This window comes from Halomonas sp. TG39a, from assembly GCF_000744395.1.
Classification (GTDB): domain Bacteria; phylum Pseudomonadota; class Gammaproteobacteria; order Pseudomonadales; family Halomonadaceae; genus Vreelandella; species Vreelandella ventosae_B.
In genome coordinates this window covers 1,520,742-1,537,944 of the sequence record NZ_JQLV01000001.1, presented here as the reverse complement: position 1 = coordinate 1,537,944, position 17,203 = coordinate 1,520,742, and the positions used below count along the sequence as shown (strand labels likewise).

The window sequence follows — 17,203 nt, the reverse complement described above, 5'->3', positions numbered from 1 at the left end:
ACATGCACCATCAAAATAGAGCGACATTCGGTTTAGCGCTGGCCTAAAGGCTCAGTAACTGCCGATGAACGCATCAGCGGCATCCAACTGTCGCCACTGCCGTAGGCGGCACTCTGAGTGTGCTGCTCTAAATAAGACTGCAGTAAGCCAATCTGCTCGATATCAATATTAGTACCTTGGGAAGCGGTTACTCCCTGAGGCGTCTGAGCCGAGAAGCCACTTTCGCTAATATTCATTAGACCACTTTGACCTGATTGGCCGCTAAGCCGAAACGGCGTTGGCTCAAACATGGGCATGTCAGCACGCGTAGCCATTGCCGACTGAGACGCCAGACTAACGGGCTGCACTTGGGTAGCTCCGTTGGAACCAGACGCTGTCGTCGCAATGTCACTACTGCCCTGGCGAACGGATGAGTCATTGCCAAAGAACTGAACGCCAGTGATCACCATCAATGATACTGCAGCCGCAACCCCGGCACCTCGGGCAAACGATATACCTCCCGCACGGTGAGCCACAGGCTCAGCGTCTTGCATCATTGGCGCAGTCTCGTCGCGCAAACGGGCCATAATACCCGCCGAAAGGTCAACGCTTACATCTACGCCTTGCTCGCGCTGCATCATACTGCGGGCAAGGTGATAACGGCGCCAAGTATCTGCGGCATCGTCATCATTAGGCAGTGCCTTCAACACTCGGCGAAGCTCAAGCTCATCACTTTCGCCATCCATTAACACCGAAAGTGATTCCCGTGTGTTTTGACTCATACTTCACACCCTCACACTGTTTAAAAGAAGTACTGGGGTGATGGGCCATCATTCTGCGCACCACCACTCCGACGACTTCCAAGGCCAAGACTCCGCCACACACTAATAAATTACCAACCCCCATTAGTCTGCAACGCTAAGCTCATGACGCTTTGCACATTGATATATCATTTATCGATACATCGAACGTACTCATCAAGATAGTCAGGCTTTATGACGCCTTACATGCCAGACAGTTCACAAAAAAAGATAAAACCTTTATTTCGGCGTCCTATGGCGACCATGCTGCCTACCCTCTACTGACCACTACTCATCGCGACTGTTCCGCGCGGTGGATACTAATGGCCGGATATGTTCATCAACCGCCTCGCGAGCGCGGAAAATCCGCGAACGCACGGTGCCCACCGGGCATTGCATGACCTGCGCTATATCTTCGTAAGCAAGGCCATCCAGCTCACGCAGAGTAATCGCCGTGCGTAGATCATCCGGCAGGTTTTCAATTGCTTGATAAACCGCAGCTTCTAGCTGGTCTCTGGCAATCGCCGCTTCCGGCGACTCTGAATCGGCCAGCCTTCCGCTTTGGTCGATAATTTCAGCATCGACGATATCCAGATCACTTCCCGGCGGGCGCCTTCCCCGTGAGACCAGATAGTTTTTCGCCGTGTTAATCGCGATGCGGTACATCCAGGTATAGAACGCACTCTCTGAGCGAAACTTGCCCAAGGCGCGATATGCCTTAATAAATGCCTCCTGGGCCACATCCTGAACTTCAGAGTGATCATGAACGTAACGACCAATCAGGCCGATAATTTTATGCTGGTACTTTTTTACCAGCAGATCGAAAGCGCGCGTATCACCTTTTTGGGCACGTTCAACAAGCTGTTGGTCTGTTTCCCGAGTGCCCATTCACACGCTCCTCCAGCTCGTACGGCGTGCGCCGAGCCCCATTCCTATTAGCCCTGACAAATGGGCGTTCACAGCAAGCAGCATAGCGTCCCTTGGGCATTGATTAATAATAGAGTTAGTAAAAGAGCGAATACATCGCCCGAGTATGTTGCTGCATTTTATAACGATATGCGGCCAGTGTTGCGCGTTCTTTGCAGCGTATCAAGCGCTTAGCCCCTTTCGCAAAACCCTGCGGCTGACACTTTTAATGCCGCTATAGTTCCACAGCAATTGATTTTTACCTGCTCGACAAGCGATAGTAGGTGCCACTTTTATCGCCCCTCACTTTTTTTCAGCCATCGCGCAAGCACAGGTAGCAAGATGTCAGAACAGCAGGTTAATAACCTTAACGTCCTCGCTCAAGACGTTCTCACCACCCCAGAAGCGCTCAAAAATGCCGTGCCGTTAACCGATGCGGCAGAGCGCAGCGTAATTGAAGGTCGTCAAACCATTCAGAATATCCTGGATGGCAACGACCCGCGACTCTTAGTCGTCGTCGGCCCGTGCTCAATCCACGATGTGGAAGCCGCGCTTGATTACGCCCGCCGCCTGCGCGCGCTGGCTGATCAAGTCAGCGACAGCCTGTATATCGTGATGCGCGTCTATTTTGAAAAGCCGCGCACAACAGTGGGCTGGAAAGGTCTGATCAACGACCCGCACCTCAACGACTCTTTTGAGATCGATGAGGGCCTGCATATCGCCCGCAAACTGCTGGTCGATCTGGCCGAAATGGGCTTACCGCTAGCCACCGAAGCACTCGACCCCATCTCGCCCCAGTACCTACAAGACTGCATCAGTTGGTCAGCAATTGGCGCCCGCACCACTGAGTCGCAGACTCACCGGGAAATGGCGTCTGGCCTCTCCTGCCCGGTCGGCTTTAAAAACGGCACCGACGGCAGCCTGGATGTGGCGATCAATGCACTCCAGTCCGTGGCCAGCCCACACAACTTCCTGGGCATTAACCAGGCAGGCCAGGTGGCGATCATTCGCACCCGCGGCAATGCCTACGGCCACGTCGTCCTGCGCGGCGGCAACGGCAAGCCCAACTACGATAGTGTAAGCGTTGCCCTTTCTGAGAAAGAGCTTGAGAAGGCCAAGCTATCGCCCAACATTATGATCGACTGCTCCCACGCCAACTCTAATAAAGACGCGGCGCTACAGCCGCTGGTACTTGAAAACGTCACCAACCAGATTTTGGAAGGCAACACTTCCATTATCGGCTTGATGGTTGAATCCAACATTGGCTGGGGCAATCAGAAACTAACCGCAGACCTCAGCCAACTGCAGTATGGTGTGTCGATTACCGATGCCTGCATCGACTGGGACACCACGGTGGAAACCTTCAATCGCATGAACGAGAAGCTGGCCGCCACCCTGGCTAAGCGCATTGCCAAATAACACTGCGTTCAACACCTGCAAAACCCCGCTACGGCGGGGTTTTTCATTACCGGCTAATTTCGCGCCGAAACGGTGGCAACGCATCCAACAGTGCTTGCCCGTAGCGGCGGGTAATCACCCGTTTATCCAATATTGTGATCGTCCCGCGATCACTCTCTTTGCGAATCAAACGCCCGCAAGCCTGTACCAGTTTGATAGACGCATCGGGCACGCTAATGCGCATAAACGCATTGCCGCCCTGGCTCTCTATCCACTCGGCTAGTGTCGCGCCCACGGGGTCGTCGGGCACTGCAAAGGGCAGTCGCGTAATCACCACATGGGTCAGGTAATCACCAGGTAGATCGATTCCTTCGGCGAAGCTCGCCAAACCAAAGATAATACTACCAGCCCCTTTATCCACCGCCGCCCGATGGCGCTCAATAAGCTCACGCTTAGGCAGCGCATCCTGGGCAAGCACGCGTTCCTTCACACTTGCGGGCAGCGCTTTATCCACCGCCCGCAGTTGAGCTCGGGAAGAGAACAGCACCAGTGCCGCCTCGGTGTCGGCGAGTTGCGACACAAACGTGACGATGGCGCGTTCGTGTGCGTCCCTATCACTGGGGTCGGTGGCCTCTTTGGGCACGCGCAACACCGCATTGGCGTAATCAAAGGGGCTAGGCAACGCCTGGTAGCGGTAGCGATTGGCCAACCCTGCCCGTTCCTGAAGACGCTCGAAGCGTCCCAGGGCGGTCAAGGTCGCCGAGGTGACGACGGCGCCATGGCAGCGCCCCCATAAGTGCTTGGCCAGAGTATGCGCCGCCGACACCGGGCTGGCTGAAAACTCAACCTCCGGCTCGCCGGCTACGCGGCTTAGCGTGACCCAGCGGGCGCTAGGCGCTTCATTAGCTACGTCCTGCTCGCTAAACGCCTGCCACAGTGCATGCGCCTCTAACGCTCGCCCGTGTAGCAGTGCCACCAACGGCAGCCAGGTTTCCGCCTGCTCACGGTCAAGGCCGGTCTGCTTATCGGGATCAAGGCTTTCACGCAGAATATCGCTGATGCTTTCCAGACAGCGCGCTAGCGAAGCAAACATCACCAATAGCTGCTGCGCCTGCTCACGCAAAGCATCGGGCACTTGGCCCTTCTCAAAGCGCGATTGATGGGTAGCCTCTTCATCAGCCAAACCGTTGGGCCGCCCCGCCAGCTGATGCCCCATGCTAAATACATCACCCAGAGCGGGCTCCAGGTTATGGATCAGCTCTGGCAAGCTTACCAACAGGCGAGACACCGTTGGCTGAATGGCCAACGCTTGGTGAAGGTCGGTCAAACTGCTTCTCAGCGTTTTCAGCCAGCGCAAACAGCCGTGCACCGCAAAGCGGTGGGCAAAGTGAGAAAGCGCCTTCTCCGGCAGGTGGTGACCTTCGTCAAACACGAAAATGCAGTCTGCTGGGTCAGGCAGAATCGCGCCGCCACCCAAGGCCAAATCAGCCAGCACAAGATCGTGGTTGGCGACGATTACATCGGCATTTTCAAGCTCCCGGCGGGAACGAAAAAACGCGCAGGCGCCAAAGTGCCCGCAGCGTCGTCCCGTGCACTGGCGGTGATCCACCGTCAGCCTGCGCCAGTGGGCATCCTCAATCGCCTCGGGCCAGTTGTCGCGATCCCCTTCCCACTCACCCTGCCCATAGGCTTGCGCCATATCACTGGCAATGACATTGAAGTCGCTACTTTGGGTTTGCAGAGACTGCTCAAACAGTGACAGCGTCGGGTTGGGTTCACTCCCCTCCAGCGCCTGATCTAACCGCGCGACACACACATAACGCCCCCGCCCTTTGGCTAACGCGTAGCGAAAGGCAAGGCCACTATGGCTGGCCAGCGAAGGTAGATCCTGGTTGAGCACCTGCTCTTGAAGCGCAACCGTCGCGGTCGAGATGATTAGCCGCTTGCCGCGCGCTTTCGCGATCGGCAAGGCGGCGATCAGATAAGCCAGCGTTTTGCCAGTACCGGTGCCTGCTTCAAGCACACAGACATGGGTATCGCTGGTTCGCTTACCCTCGCCGTCGCTCTCTATATTACCCAGCGTCCGGGCGATTTCGGCGATCATCATGCGCTGTCCGTAGCGTGGGGTCAGCTCAAGGGTGTCCACCACGCGACGGTAAGCGTCTTGAATCTCGCTTTTGAGGGCTGTATCGAGCATGCGACTTAGAGCATACCTTCCGGCGGATGCACGCAGGGCAGCTTGTCGTTGATATAGCGTTCGATTTCCGGCAGCGAGAAGGCATCCTCTTCACCGACGAAGCTGATCGACACACCCTTGGCGCCAGCACGGCCGGTACGACCAATACGGTGCACGTAGTCTTCCGGGTCTTCGGGCAGGGTGTAATTGATCACGTGGCTAACGTCTTCAATATGGATCCCACGGCCAGCCACGTCGGTGGCGACCAATACCTGAATTTCGCCTTCGCGGAAGCTTTCCAGGGTTTTGATGCGCTGATTCTGGGGCACATCACCCGACAGCATCGCAGCACTGACACCGGCTTTTTTAAGCAGGTCATCCAGCTTACGCACCAAATCACGGCGGTTGCCAAACACCATGACACGCTCAAAGCTCTCCTGCTGAAGCAGATTCACCAGTAAGCGCTGCTTGTCGTCATCGGACACCAAGTACACCCGCTGATCGATATCCGCCTGGTTCTCAACGGTCACTTCGATCTCGACGTGGGCTGGGTCTAACGTCCACTGACTGGCAAGATTCAAGATGTCTTCGGTAAAGGTGGCCGAGAAGAGGAAGGTCTGACGCTCCTCTTTTTTCGGCGTGTAGCGAATAATCCGCTTCACGTCGGGAATAAAGCCCATCGACAACATCCGGTCAGCTTCATCCAGCACCAATACTTCAACTTCATTGAGGTCGATATCGCGCTTCTGGTGGAAATCCAACAACCGCCCTGGCGTTGCCACCAGAATATCGATCTTGCTGCCCAGGCTTTCACGCTGCTTCTGGTAGTCCATGCCGCCGACCACACTCGCCACGTTGAGCTGTGTGAACCGTGCTAACGCTTTGGCATCTTTTTCGATCTGCAGTGCCAGCTCGCGGGTAGGCGCAATAATCAACGCCCGCGGCGCGCCCGGCTTTTGCCCATTGGGCGTTGGCTCTTCCAGGAAGTAGGCCATCACCGAGATCAAAAAGGCCGCGGTTTTACCGGTTCCGGTTTGCGCTTTGCCGACAATGTCGCCACCTAGCAGCGTTTGGCGCAGGGCCTCAGCTTGAATAGGCGTGCAGTATTCAAACCCTTGGGCATGAATCGCGCGCATTAAGGGCAGCGGCAGATCAAAGTCATGAAAGCGCCACTTGCCGGCCACGGCAGGCACCTGAAACTGACGAAGATCCCAGTTCGACTGGCGACGACGCGGTTTACGACGGCGGCGTTTTGGCTTGCGATTCTGGGCCGGGGCTGTGGTCTGTTCCGACTCGCTCATAGGCTGTCTATCTGTCCATTGCTGTGGAAGTTGGCATCATGAAGCGCGCATTGTACCAGGGCTTGGCGATAAGAGCGCGTCCTGCTGTCGAAGGAGTCCCAAGGCCTGTTAGAATAGCCGTTAAATCGACGTAAGGAGCGCGACATGACGCGTAAGAAAAAAACTCGTTCACTGGCCGACAAGGTGACTATTCGTACCGGTCGACGCAAGGATTACAAAAAATGGCGCCACGACAACCCTGATCAAGTCGCCCCTTCGCGCCGTTTTGTGGCTAAAAAGCAGCAACAGCGCAAACTGCAGGCAGTGCGAAAACTCGCCCGTCAGCAGAGTGGTCAAGATATCGCTATTCACCCTGACAAAACGGATAGCGGTGCTAACAAGCCTCAGGGGGACGACTCGTAATGCGCTTGGTTTCGTTCAATATTAACGGTATTCGTGCCCGTCTTCACCAGTTACAGGCATTGATCGACACCCAGCAGCCTGACGTAATTGGCCTGCAGGAAACCAAAGTACAAGACAGCGAGTTTCCTATCGCAGACGTGGAAGCCATGGGCTACCACGTCTTTTATTACGGCCAAAAAGGCCACTATGGCGTTGCCCTAATGTGCCGTCAGGCGCCCCAAGAGGTGCTCTACGGTTTCCCCGACGATGAGGAAGACGCCCAGCGCCGCATGATTGGCGTCCGCCTGCTGGCCGAAGATGGCGAACCGGTGACGGTGTGGAACGGCTACTTCCCGCAGGGCGAAAACGTCACTCACCCGACCAAATTTCCCCATAAAGAGCACTTTTATGGTCAGCTAGCGCGGCTGCTTAACGAACAGCACCGCCCTGACGAGCGGCTGGCGATCATGGGCGATTTTAATATTTCACCGCAAGACCAGGATATCGGCATTGGTGATGCCAACCGTAAGCGCTGGCTGCGCGAAGGCAAAACCAGCTTTCAGCCCATTGAGCGCGAGTGGCTGGAAGGCATTAAAGCCTGGGGACTATCCGACAGCTATCGTCTCTGCCATCCACACAGCGATGACCGCTTCAGTTGGTTCGACTACCGCTCAAAAGGGTTTAACCAGGAGCCCAAGCGCGGCCTACGTATCGACTATATTCTAGTTACCAAGCCGCTAGCCGAGCAGACCACCAACGCGGGCATCGACTACGACCTGCGCGGCATGGAGCGGCCTTCCGATCATGCGCCTACTTGGAGTGACTTCGCTCTTACGCTTAAGACATAGCACTTGAGACATAGCACTTGAGACATAGCACCTGAGACATAGCACTTCCTACATTAGCCTTACCTACTTGAAACTGGCCAGCCACTGCTCCGCCTCCTCGTCACCTAACGACGAGGCGCGGGCAAACGCCTGCTTTGCCTGGTTATTTTCACCCCAGGCATAAGCGAGCTGGCCATAGCTTCGCCAGTCAGCGGCTGTTTGGGTATGCAACGCTAACGTCTGCCAAGCACTCAAAGCCTTCTCAATGTCTTTAGCCTGTCGCCAGGCGCTGGCCAGCATGCGTAGATTGGACTCATCGCGAACAATATCGCCCTCATTCAACGCCAGTTCTAGGTGTTCAGCCGCGCGGGCGGGCGTACCTGCCGCCAGATGGAGTTGAATCAACAGCCAAAAATCTTCCTGCTCGGTTAATTTACCTAATTGCCATGCTGTCTCCCACAGGCCAGCGGCTACACCCGACTGACCAGCCTGCTGGGCAAGCCCCGCGGCTTGACGCCATTCGGCGGCTTCACTCTGCGTATTTAAACCGTCAAGCAACCACCCTAGGGCCCGACCACCTTGCCCAGCGTTGCGATAGATGACAAGCGCCAGCGCCTGTTGCGCTTCGCTTAGCCCTTCATTAATGGCAGGCTCTTGCTCAAGCGCCTGATCAAGCCACTGCGCGGCTTCGTCCCAGCGCTCCTGCTGCGCCAGCAGCCGGGTTAACTGCCAGGTGGCATCACTATCCTGATGGCTGGATAACCACTCACTGAGCAGATCAATGGCATGATCACGCTGGCCCGCAGCACGTCGCAGGGAGGCCTCCTCACGTAGCCAGCGAGCCGCCTGGGCGTCATCAACACCATTTAAACCACGGGCAATCGCCAACCGATCTGCTGCCGCTGCGTGCTGATCCTGGCGCGCCAAGGCGCCTGCCGCCAGCTGTTGATAGAGCGCGCTGGCCCATTGATCCGATTGGTTCCCCGGCGCCAGGCGCTCGGCCTGTGCGGTCGCCCGCTCTACAACGCTGGATAACGCTCCATCTTGTAGCTGGGCCTGGAGCGTATTGAGATCGTCAATCACACCGCCTTGTAGCGCAGGGCTGGCCAGCGCCGAGAAGGACCACGTGGTTAGTATTAAACACATGCTGAGCAATAAAACCGATAAATGACGCTGCATACCGCTACCTCAACTGAAACTCGATCCGCTGGGTGGCATTGCGTAACCGATCACTGGGTTCAAATTGCCACTTAGCAATCGCGTCACGCGCGGCATCATCAAACACCCGGCTTGGCTGCGCATTGGTGACGCGAATGGAGGAACTATCAACACTGCCATCGCGCTGAATCGTAAAGGCCACTTCTACATAACCCTCCATACCCCGCCGCTGTGCACGTGGCGGATAGCTTGGGTTGACCCGGCTGGTCGGCGTCGCTTGGCCAACGCTGACCGGCTCGTTAGAAGGAGCAGGCTCAGCTTCCGGCGCGGCTTCGCGCTCGGCGGGCTCACTCTCTACTGCGTCTGAAGCAGGCGCTGGCTCAGCGGGCACTTCTTGTGGCGGCGGTTCCGGCGCAGGCTCGGGAGTAGGCTCTGGCCGAGGCTCCGGCGTCACTTCCGTCAGTTCGGGGAGCTGACTATCCATTTCAACCGGCTCAACGGGCTCATCCGGCAGCTCTACTTCCGGCAAGCTAATCGTGCTCTCAGTGACTGGCGGTGGCTTGGGGGCTGGCATGGGCGGCGGCGCCTGCTGGGGTGCCGCTTCTACAGGCTGCGGCGTGGGCGCCTCCTGCTCAGGGGCAACTTCCGGCGCTTCAACCATCTTCATCGCCATACTCATGGTCAGCTCTTCGGGCTCCCGCTCAGGGGGGGCAACCAGCTGCGCCAGCAGCCAGAATAAGCCCACCGCCAGCACAACGCCCCCCAACAACGACAGAAGGTGGCGCATCATGACCCACTCCGACTCGCCGCCACCGCCACTTGGTCAACCCCCGCCTCACGTAGGCGATCCATCACTTCGATCAGCAAGCCCGTGGTCGATTCGCGATCCGCCTGGATAACCACTGAGCCATCTTCACTCAGCATATCGGCCACCTGCTGCCCAACCCGGTGAACATCTACCGGGCTACCATCCACCCACACAGCGCCCTCGGAGGAAACCGCGACAAGCACCTGAGCATCAGGGCGCGGCGTGGCGGCACTGGATTCAGGTCGCTCAATTTCGACACCACTCTCTTTGACGAAGCTGGTGGTGACGATAAAGAAAATCAGCATGATAAAAACCACGTCGAGCATGGGCGTCAGGTTCACCTCATTACTCTCAGCGGTCGCATCTATGGAACGGCGTCTACGCATCACTTTCCTCCAGTGCCCGCGCCAAGCGATCATGCAGCCGCTGGTCTTCGCGACGAATGACGTGCTCTAAACGACTAATAAATAACAGTCCTACCACGGCAATGGCCATGCCGGTTAAGGTCGGCAGCGTCGCCCGGGCGACGCCGTCTGCCATGGCACGGGCTTGATGGGTCTCGCTCAGCGAAAGGCTATCAAACACGCTAATCATGCCCGTTACCGTGCCTAACAACCCCAGCAAAGGGCACAACGCGACCAACAGCTTTAACCATGGCAAGGGTTTGCGCAGCCTAGCGACCAATGCTTCTGCCCAAACCTGGCGCAGCGTACGCGCACTCCAACTGGTGTGATCGCTGCGCGCCGCCCAGCGACGTAGCAATTGTCGCCGCGCTATACGCCAGGTAATCCGGTAGTACCACCATCGCTCCATGGCCATGGCAAACACCAATACGGCCACGACGGCCAAAACCACCAGTACCGCACCACCCGCCTCCACTAAGCGCTCAACGGGTTCGAGCCAGAGAGGAAGTGTGGACATGTTAGTTCACCACAGGTGTGTGTGATTCCAGGTGATCCGCCAATGTGGCGCTCGCCTGCCCTTCAATCACGTGGGTTAAGTAGCGGCTGCGGCCTGCCAGCGCTGTTTGCACGAACAGCAACGGCACAGCGGTAATTAGACCCAACACGGTGGTAACCAGCGCCTGGCTAATACCGCCCGCCATTAGCTGCGGGTCGCCGGTGCCAAACACGGTAATAGCCTGAAAGGTAACGATCATGCCGGTCACTGTCCCCAGCAGACCGAGCAGAGGAGCAATAGCTGCAAGCAGTTTCACCATCGGCTGACTGCGCTCTAGCTTGGGTAGCTCGGCCAATACTGCTTCGTCCAGCCGCGCTTCTAGCGCTTCAGGGGTTTGATGCTTGTCCATGCCTTCAAAGCGTAGCAGTACCCGCCCCAGCGGGTTATTGGCCTGCAGTTGATCAAGGGAGTGACGCTGACGTTTAACACGCAGACTGACCAGCACCAGATAGAGGTATTGGCCAAGCCCAATTATCATCCCCAAAACACCCAGTGCCACGACCACGTAGCCGACATAGCCGCCCTGCTGGAAGCGCTCCCATAGGCTGGGCTGCTGGGCCAAAGCTTCCAGTACGCTGCCCTGGGTAGGATCCAACGCCATCACGTTACTTTCGCCTTGGTAGTAATTCGCCAGTAAACCGCCAATGGCATCGGGCGTACGCGGCAACACGACGAGATTGCCATCGCTTTCACCACGTTCTAAAAGCTCGCTCGCGGTAAAGGCAGCGAAATTGCCCAGCCTCACCAACTCGCGGGTGGTCACTTCACCGCTAGCATCAGCGACCGGCATTGAAAGCCGCTCGGCGCGCCCGGTGCGCGCGGTTAACGCCGCTAAATGATCCACTACATCTTCCAACTGGTGGCGTTCCAGCACTTCGACTTCATCCAAGCGCGGCGGCAGTGACCCCACCTCTAAGGTGAGCAGGCTCTCTTCACCCAGCGAATTACGAATCTCGGAGCTATGCCGGGCAAGATTTGCGAGCAGACCTGAAAGCGCCTCGCCCTGCTCCGCTTGGCGCTCGCTTAGCTCGCTGGCTTGATCTGTTTGCTCTGCCTGCTGAGCCGCTAACGTATCATGCTGCTGCTGGGCCTCTTCATGCTCGGCGCGCGCCTCTTCCAGTGCGGACTCTAATGCTTGCTGATCATCAAGAAAGCGCATTAACCGCTGCTGGTCTCGCGCTTGCGCCGCCTCACGGGCTTCCCGCAGCGAAGTCGCGCTCTCGGTTTGCGCCATTGATACGCCACTGACCGCTACCAGCCCCAATACAACGCAGGCATAGCCAAGTTGGCGAAGCGTTAGCCGACGCATGGATAGGCGACTAGCGGGTTGGCGGTTAAGTGTTAGGCTGAAACGACTCATGGCTGCTCTCCCTGCAGGTCATTGGCACTGATCGAGAACGGCAAGGTGAGTAGATCCGGAGCGCGCTGATCTTCCGCCATGCGCAACCCACTGCGCACTTCACGCAGGTATTCATCTTCCAGCGGCTCCCATGCGCCACTTTCAGCATTCCACACACCGCCTTCACGGCCGTCAGGGGTTAGGTAATAAAAGCCGATACGCCCAATGCGCAAGAAATCCACTTCGCGTTCGCGGCTATCCTGACTTAGACGCCCCCGCCAGCTGTCCATCTCCTCACCATAATCAAGCTCAACTCGCCACGCTTCGAGCAGTCCGTTGATACGTTCAATGGTATTTTGACCCTGCTCGTCGGGCTGACGCTCAACCCGTGCCAACCGCTCTTCGCGCAGAAATGGCAGGTCACGTTCGATCCACTGGCTAAGCTGCACCGACATATTTTGTTCAATGACAGGCAGCGCGGCACGGGTCTCTTCCAACGTATCCAGCGCAGTCGCCAGCCGCTGCTGGCGCTCAGCCTCTTCCGCCAAGCGTCCTGTCAGCGAAGCATTATCAGCCTCTAACTGGCGGGTTTCACGCTCTAAACGACGTAGCTCTTCCAACTGTTCGCGGGTTTGCTCATCGGCAGCGTCTATCTGCTCTTGAAGCGCTGCCTGGGTTTGCTGGGCTTCGACACTTTCGGCCGCTTGAGCCACTGCTTGTTCACTTGCCAACAGCGTGCCACTGGCCAGCACTCCCGCTAGCCACCATCCACGCAAGGCAAAGAAAGGCCTGTTCAGCACGTCGACTCTCCGTCACTGAGTAGCGGGCGGCGGACACCGCCCAACTAGAAACTAATTGGGTATCAGAACGATTTGCGTTTATCTTTTACGGGCCATAGCCTACCACTAATAGAAGAAATGACAATATTTATCATTAACAATCAATCGATTTTGCTTACCTTGCTCGCACAAAAAAGGCGCCCATCGGCGCCCTTTATCACAATATTCAACTTCAATGCTTCACTACTACGTACTCTTTTGTCAGCGGCGCCAGCGGTAGCTGCCAAGCCTCTTCACGGGTGACCCATCTTGCTTCGGCGATTTCAGCCGCCGCTTCGACAGGCTCATCAATAACCAGGCTAAACAGGTGCGCTTCAAGCGCCATGCCCGGCTCATTGGCGGCGGGAGCGCTGTGCACGCCTAGCGGAATCAGTTGATCTTCATTAACCTGCAAGCCCAACTCCTCCTTCAGCTCACGGCACAGCGCCCTTAGAGCGGTTTCCCCCGCATCGATCTTGCCGCCGGGCTGCATAAAGAAAGACGTATTGTGCTTACGCACTAATAGCAAACGCCCATCGGGGTCGCTCACTACGGCAGCGGCGATCTTCAATAGGTTAGCTTCGCTAGCTGACATACATCCTCCTCTATGACCATGACTTCATGCCCATAACTTCCGGTGATATTAAAACGCCCAGTCGTCGTCTTCGGTGGCGACGGCTTTGCCGATGACGTAGGAGGAACCGGAGCCGGAGAAGAAGTCGTGGTTCTCATCGGCGTTGGGTGACAGCGCCGCCATGATGGTCGGATCCACATCGGTGACGCTGCTGGGGAACAGCGGCTCGAAGCCTAGGTTCATCAGCGCTTTGTTGGCGTTGTAGTGAAGGAATTTTTTCACGTCTTCACTCAGGCCTACCTCGTCATACAGCGACTCGGTATAACGCACTTCGTTGTCGTACAGTTCCAACAGCAGCTCGTAGGCATAATCTTTCACTTCCTGCTGACGCGCGGGTGTCGCTTCCGCCATTGCCTGCTGGAATTTGTAGCCAATGTAGTAGCCGTGTACCGCTTCATCGCGAATGATGAGACGGATCAGGTCAGCGGTGTTGGTCAACTTGGCATGGCTTGACCAGTACATCGGCAGGTAGAAGCCAGAATAGAACAGAAACGACTCAAGGAAAACGCTGGCAACTTTGCGCATCAGCGGGTCATCCGAGCGGTAGCGCTCCAGAATCAGCTGGGATTTTGCCTGCAGCGTGGGATTCTCTTCGCTCCAGCGAAAGGCATCATCCACATCGCGGGTGGTGCAGAGTGTCGAGAAAATCGAGCTGTAGGAGCGCGCGTGCACCGACTCCATAAAGGCGATGTTGGTATAAACCGCCTCTTCGTGAGGCGTGCGGGCATCTTCCATTAATACCGGTGCACCGACGCTGCTCTGAATGGTATCGAGCAGTGTGAGACCCGTAAACACGCGAATCGTCAGCTGTTTTTCTTTTTCTGTCAGCGTGTTCCATGACTGAATATCGTTAGACAGCGGCACCTTTTCGGGCAACCAAAAATTACTCGTTAAGCGGTTCCACACTTCCAGGTCTTTATCATCCTGGAGTCGGTTCCAGTTAATCGCGTCAACCCGCGATAAACGTTGCATGGTGTTCATATCACTCTCTCAAAGCCCGGCCATCACAGCCGGGCTAGCAAAGCTTGGTTATATAAGCAGGGTTATAAAAACTAACGCTCAAAAAAACCTAACGCGTCGGCGCGATTACAGCGTGCACGACACACAGCCTTCCACCTCGGTGCCTTCTAGCGCACTTTGACGCAAGCGGATGTAGTAAAGCGTTTTGATACCCTTTCGCCAGGCGTAAATTTGCGCCTTATTGATATCCCGGGTGCTTGCGGTGTCCGGGAAGAACAGCGTCAGCGATAGGCCTTGATCGACGTGCTGCGAAGCTTCCGCATAGGTGTCGATGATCTTTTCCGGGCCAATTTCGTAGGCGTCCTGGAAATAGTCAAAATTGGCTTCATCCAGGAAAGGCGCGGGATAGTAAACACGCCCTAATTTGCCCTCTTTACGAATCTCGATTCTCGCCGCCACCGGATGAATACTGGAGGTGGAGTTGTTGATATAGGAGATCGAGCCCGTCGGCGGCACCGCCTGCAGGTTACGATTGTATAAACCGTGGGCCATGACCGAGGTTTTAAGCTCCTGCCAATCGTCTTGAGTCGGCAGCGCGATACCGCTGCGCTCGAACAGCCCACGTACTTTTTCGGTACGCGGCAACCACGCCTGATCGGTGTACTTATCAAAGAAGCTACCCGAGGCGTAGGTAGAATCGGCAAAACCTGCGAAGGTGTCTTTATGCTCAATGGCCAATCGGTTCGACGCGCGGATTGCATGGAAGGCCACGCAATAGAAATAGAGATTGGTAAAATCCAAGCCCTCATCAGAACCGTAGTAGATATGTTCACGCGCCAAATAGCCGTGCAGGTTCATCTGGCCCAAGCCGATCGCCCGGGACTTCGCATTGCCTTCGGCAATCGACGGAACGCTGCGCAGATTGCTCATTTCCGAAACGGCGGTAAGGCCGCGAATGGCGATATCCACGCTGGTGCCGAGATCGCCTGAGTCCATGACTTTGGCTATGTTCATGGAGCCCAGGTTGCAGGAGATATCCTGGCCAATATGGCGGTAACCCAAGTCGTCGTCATACTCCGTAGGCGTATTCACCTGAAGTATTTCAGAGCACAGGTTACTCATGTTAATGCGGCCAGCAATTGGATTGGCGCGGTTAACCGTATCTTCGAACATCAGGTAGGGGTAGCCCGACTCAAACTGCAGCTCGGCCAGCACCTGGAAAAATGCCCGCGCATTAATCTTGTGCTTACGGATACGCGCATCGGCGACCATTTCATGGTACTTCTCGGTAACGCTGATATCGCCAAAGGGGACGCCGTAAACGCGCTCGACATCGTAGGGCGAGAACAGGTACATATCGTCGTTACGCTTGGCGAGCTCAAAGGTAATATCCGGAATCGTCACGCCCAGCGAAAGCGTTTTGATACGAATTTTCTCATCAGCGTTTTCACGCTTGGTATCCAAAAAGCGCAGGATATCCGGATGGTGAGCGTTGAGATACACCGCCCCGGCACCCTGACGCGCCCCCAGCTGGTTAGCATAGGAGAACGCATCTTCCAGCAATTTCATAATCGGGATGATGCCCGACGATTGGTTTTCGATGCGCTTGATGGGGGCACCCGACTCACGAATATTGCTGAGCAGGAACGCCACGCCGCCGCCACGCTTGGAGAGCTGCAGGGCGGAGTTAATCGCCCGGCCAATCGACTCCATATTGTCTTCAATACGCAGCAGAAAGCACGACACCAGCTCACCGCGCTGCTGCTTACCACAGTTCAAAAAGGTCGGCGTCGCAGGCTGGAAACGGCCGCTAATAATTTCATCCACCAGCGACTTCGCCAGCGTTTCGTCACCCCGCGCCAGGGTCAGCGCGACCATGCAGACGCGGTCTTCGTAACGCTCTAAGTAGCGCTTGCCGTCAAACGTCTTCAGCGTATAGCTGGTGTAGTACTTAAAAGCGCCCAAAAAACTGGGGAAGCGAAACTTATACGCATAGGCCTGCTCGAACAGCGCCTTGATAAAGGCGAAGCTGTACTGGGCTAGCATTTCTGCTTCGTAGTACTGCTCTTCTACTAAGTAATCGAGCTTTTCCTCTAACGAGTGGAAAAACACTGTGTTCTGGTTAACGTGTTGCAAAAAGTACTGCCGCGCCGCTTCACGATCTTTATCCAGCTGCAGCTCGCCATTGGCCCCGTACAGGTTGAGCATGGCATTGAGGGCGTGGTAATCCAGCGTGCGCGCTTCAGAAGTAGCCGCAGGCCGTTTTGCCTCAACATTTTTAGGGGCTAAATCTTTAGAGGCTGTGTCTTTAGAGGCTAGGCTTGTCGTTTCCAAAACTCTTCTACTCCTTTGCGGACGTTGGCCACGTCGTCGTCGGTGCCAAACAGTTCGAATCGATACAGCAGCGGCACGTTGCACTTTTTGGCGATAATGCGACCAGCAAGGCCATAGGCTTCGCCAAAATTAGTATTGCCCGCTGCAATGACCCCCCGCAGGAGGCCCCGATTATGCGTGTCGTTGAGAAAGTGGATTACCTGTTTGGGCACCGCACCCTGCTCACTTCCCCCACCATAAGTAGGGGTAATTAAAATATACGGCTGGGTGACACGTGGAACAGGCTCGTCTCGATTCAGCGGCAGTCGCTTTGCGGCAAAACCAAGCTTTTCTACAAAACGATGGGTATTGCCTGATTTAGTAGAGAAGTACACCAAACTGCCGGCCGCAGGCGCGGATGTGCAACTTGCCAGCATTTAGATGA

17 protein-coding genes are annotated in these 17,203 nt (G+C 56.2%); 3 read left to right on the top strand and 14 right to left on the bottom strand.

The genetic code is table 11. The features are described 5' to 3' along the window. Positions 1-32 precede the first annotated feature (32 nt). Positions 33-761, bottom strand: coding sequence for a sigma-E factor negative regulatory protein (locus U738_RS06730; RefSeq protein ID WP_035578607.1), 729 nt, complete (start codon positions 759-761; stop codon positions 33-35). A gap of 306 nt (positions 762-1,067) precedes the next feature. Continuing rightward, a complete protein-coding gene (gene rpoE / locus U738_RS06725) occupies positions 1,068-1,667 on the bottom strand; it encodes an RNA polymerase sigma factor RpoE (RefSeq protein ID WP_035578604.1) in 600 nt (199 codons plus the stop codon). Between the two features lie 360 nt (positions 1,668-2,027). Between rpoE and U738_RS06720 the strand changes: the two genes are divergently transcribed. Continuing rightward, positions 2,028-3,104, top strand: coding sequence for a 3-deoxy-7-phosphoheptulonate synthase (locus U738_RS06720; protein WP_035578602.1), 1,077 nt, complete (start codon positions 2,028-2,030; stop codon positions 3,102-3,104). 46 nt (positions 3,105-3,150) lie between these two features. On the opposite strand, the gene dinG is transcribed toward U738_RS06720, so the two are convergent. Next, positions 3,151-5,280 (bottom strand): ATP-dependent DNA helicase DinG, encoded by a 2,130-nt coding sequence (gene dinG, locus U738_RS06715; protein WP_035578600.1) that lies wholly within the window; start codon positions 5,278-5,280, stop codon positions 3,151-3,153. Between the two features lie 5 nt (positions 5,281-5,285). Beyond that, the gene (gene rhlB / locus U738_RS06710; RefSeq protein WP_035578598.1) at positions 5,286-6,560 is read right to left on the bottom strand and encodes an ATP-dependent RNA helicase RhlB; all 1,275 of its coding nucleotides are present in this window, start codon (positions 6,558-6,560) and stop codon (positions 5,286-5,288) included. A gap of 144 nt (positions 6,561-6,704) precedes the next feature. On the opposite strand from rhlB, the gene U738_RS06705 reads away from it, so the two are divergent. Next, positions 6,705-6,962, top strand: a complete 258-nt coding sequence (locus U738_RS06705) for a hypothetical protein (protein ID WP_035578596.1) — start codon at positions 6,705-6,707, stop codon at positions 6,960-6,962. Then, positions 6,962-7,789 (top strand): exodeoxyribonuclease III, encoded by an 828-nt coding sequence (gene xthA, locus U738_RS06700; RefSeq protein ID WP_035578594.1) that lies wholly within the window; start codon positions 6,962-6,964, stop codon positions 7,787-7,789. Before U738_RS06705 ends, xthA begins: the two co-directional genes overlap by 1 nt. Positions 7,790-7,852: 63 nt before the next feature. Here xthA and U738_RS06695 read toward each other — a convergent pair whose 3' ends face one another. The 10 genes from U738_RS06695 to nrdI all read right to left on the bottom strand — a co-directional run bounded on the left by U738_RS06695 (position 7,853) and on the right by nrdI (position 17,195). Continuing rightward, a complete protein-coding gene (locus U738_RS06695) occupies positions 7,853-8,947 on the bottom strand; it encodes a hypothetical protein (RefSeq protein WP_035578592.1) in 1,095 nt (364 codons plus the stop codon). A 4-nt stretch (positions 8,948-8,951) separates the two neighbouring features. Beyond that, positions 8,952-9,716, bottom strand: coding sequence for an energy transducer TonB (locus U738_RS06690; RefSeq protein WP_035578590.1), 765 nt, complete (start codon positions 9,714-9,716; stop codon positions 8,952-8,954). Further along, the gene (locus U738_RS06685) at positions 9,713-10,120 is read right to left on the bottom strand and encodes an ExbD/TolR family protein (RefSeq protein WP_035578588.1); all 408 of its coding nucleotides are present in this window, start codon (positions 10,118-10,120) and stop codon (positions 9,713-9,715) included. Before U738_RS06685 ends, U738_RS06690 begins: the two co-directional genes overlap by 4 nt. Beyond that, positions 10,113-10,655 (bottom strand): MotA/TolQ/ExbB proton channel family protein, encoded by a 543-nt coding sequence (locus U738_RS06680; RefSeq protein ID WP_035578586.1) that lies wholly within the window; start codon positions 10,653-10,655, stop codon positions 10,113-10,115. The genes U738_RS06685 and U738_RS06680 overlap by 8 nt, the downstream gene beginning before the upstream one ends. A 1-nt stretch (position 10,656) precedes the next feature. After that, complete coding sequence (locus tag U738_RS06675) at positions 10,657-12,003, bottom strand: MotA/TolQ/ExbB proton channel family protein (RefSeq protein ID WP_035583255.1); 1,347 nt, start codon at positions 12,001-12,003, stop codon at positions 10,657-10,659. Positions 12,004-12,050: 47 nt separating this feature from the next. After that, positions 12,051-12,833: a DUF3450 domain-containing protein gene (locus U738_RS06670; protein ID WP_035578584.1), complete on the bottom strand. Its 783-nt coding sequence runs from the start codon at positions 12,831-12,833 to the stop codon at positions 12,051-12,053. Positions 12,834-13,044: 211 nt separating this feature from the next. Next, positions 13,045-13,446, bottom strand: coding sequence for an NUDIX hydrolase (locus U738_RS06665; protein ID WP_035578582.1), 402 nt, complete (start codon positions 13,444-13,446; stop codon positions 13,045-13,047). Positions 13,447-13,494: 48 nt separating this feature from the next. Beyond that, positions 13,495-14,466, bottom strand: coding sequence for a class 1b ribonucleoside-diphosphate reductase subunit beta (gene nrdF, locus U738_RS06660; RefSeq protein WP_007114779.1), 972 nt, complete (start codon positions 14,464-14,466; stop codon positions 13,495-13,497). 105 nt (positions 14,467-14,571) lie between these two features. After that, a complete protein-coding gene (gene nrdE / locus U738_RS06655) occupies positions 14,572-16,779 on the bottom strand; it encodes a class 1b ribonucleoside-diphosphate reductase subunit alpha (protein WP_081899049.1) in 2,208 nt (735 codons plus the stop codon). Continuing rightward, the gene (gene nrdI / locus U738_RS06650; RefSeq protein ID WP_035578580.1) at positions 16,761-17,195 is read right to left on the bottom strand and encodes a class Ib ribonucleoside-diphosphate reductase assembly flavoprotein NrdI; all 435 of its coding nucleotides are present in this window, start codon (positions 17,193-17,195) and stop codon (positions 16,761-16,763) included. Before nrdI ends, nrdE begins: the two co-directional genes overlap by 19 nt. Positions 17,196-17,203: the final 8 nt, after the last annotated feature.

Excerpts from the sequence above, each read along its gene's own strand:
- U738_RS06730 (WP_035578607.1), bottom strand. The coding sequence starts at position 761 with ATGAGTCAAAACACACGGGAATCACTTTCGGTGTTAATGGATGGCGAA.
- rpoE (WP_035578604.1), bottom strand. The coding sequence starts at position 1,667 with ATGGGCACTCGGGAAACAGACCAACAGCTTGTTGAACGTGCCCAAAAA.
- U738_RS06720 (WP_035578602.1), top strand. The coding sequence starts at position 2,028 with ATGTCAGAACAGCAGGTTAATAACCTTAACGTCCTCGCTCAAGACGTT.
- dinG (WP_035578600.1), bottom strand. The coding sequence starts at position 5,280 with ATGCTCGATACAGCCCTCAAAAGCGAGATTCAAGACGCTTACCGTCGC.
- rhlB (WP_035578598.1), bottom strand. The coding sequence starts at position 6,560 with ATGAGCGAGTCGGAACAGACCACAGCCCCGGCCCAGAATCGCAAGCCA.
- U738_RS06705 (WP_035578596.1), top strand. The coding sequence starts at position 6,705 with ATGACGCGTAAGAAAAAAACTCGTTCACTGGCCGACAAGGTGACTATT.
- xthA (WP_035578594.1), top strand. The coding sequence starts at position 6,962 with ATGCGCTTGGTTTCGTTCAATATTAACGGTATTCGTGCCCGTCTTCAC.
- U738_RS06695 (WP_035578592.1), bottom strand. The coding sequence starts at position 8,947 with ATGCAGCGTCATTTATCGGTTTTATTGCTCAGCATGTGTTTAATACTA.
- U738_RS06690 (WP_035578590.1), bottom strand. The coding sequence starts at position 9,716 with ATGATGCGCCACCTTCTGTCGTTGTTGGGGGGCGTTGTGCTGGCGGTG.
- U738_RS06685 (WP_035578588.1), bottom strand. The coding sequence starts at position 10,120 with ATGCGTAGACGCCGTTCCATAGATGCGACCGCTGAGAGTAATGAGGTG.
- U738_RS06680 (WP_035578586.1), bottom strand. The coding sequence starts at position 10,655 with ATGTCCACACTTCCTCTCTGGCTCGAACCCGTTGAGCGCTTAGTGGAG.
- U738_RS06675 (WP_035583255.1), bottom strand. The coding sequence starts at position 12,003 with ATGCGTCGGCTAACGCTTCGCCAACTTGGCTATGCCTGCGTTGTATTG.
- U738_RS06665 (WP_035578582.1), bottom strand. The coding sequence starts at position 13,446 with ATGTCAGCTAGCGAAGCTAACCTATTGAAGATCGCCGCTGCCGTAGTG.
- nrdF (WP_007114779.1), bottom strand. The coding sequence starts at position 14,466 with ATGAACACCATGCAACGTTTATCGCGGGTTGACGCGATTAACTGGAAC.
- nrdI (WP_035578580.1), bottom strand. The coding sequence starts at position 17,195 with ATGCTGGCAAGTTGCACATCCGCGCCTGCGGCCGGCAGTTTGGTGTAC.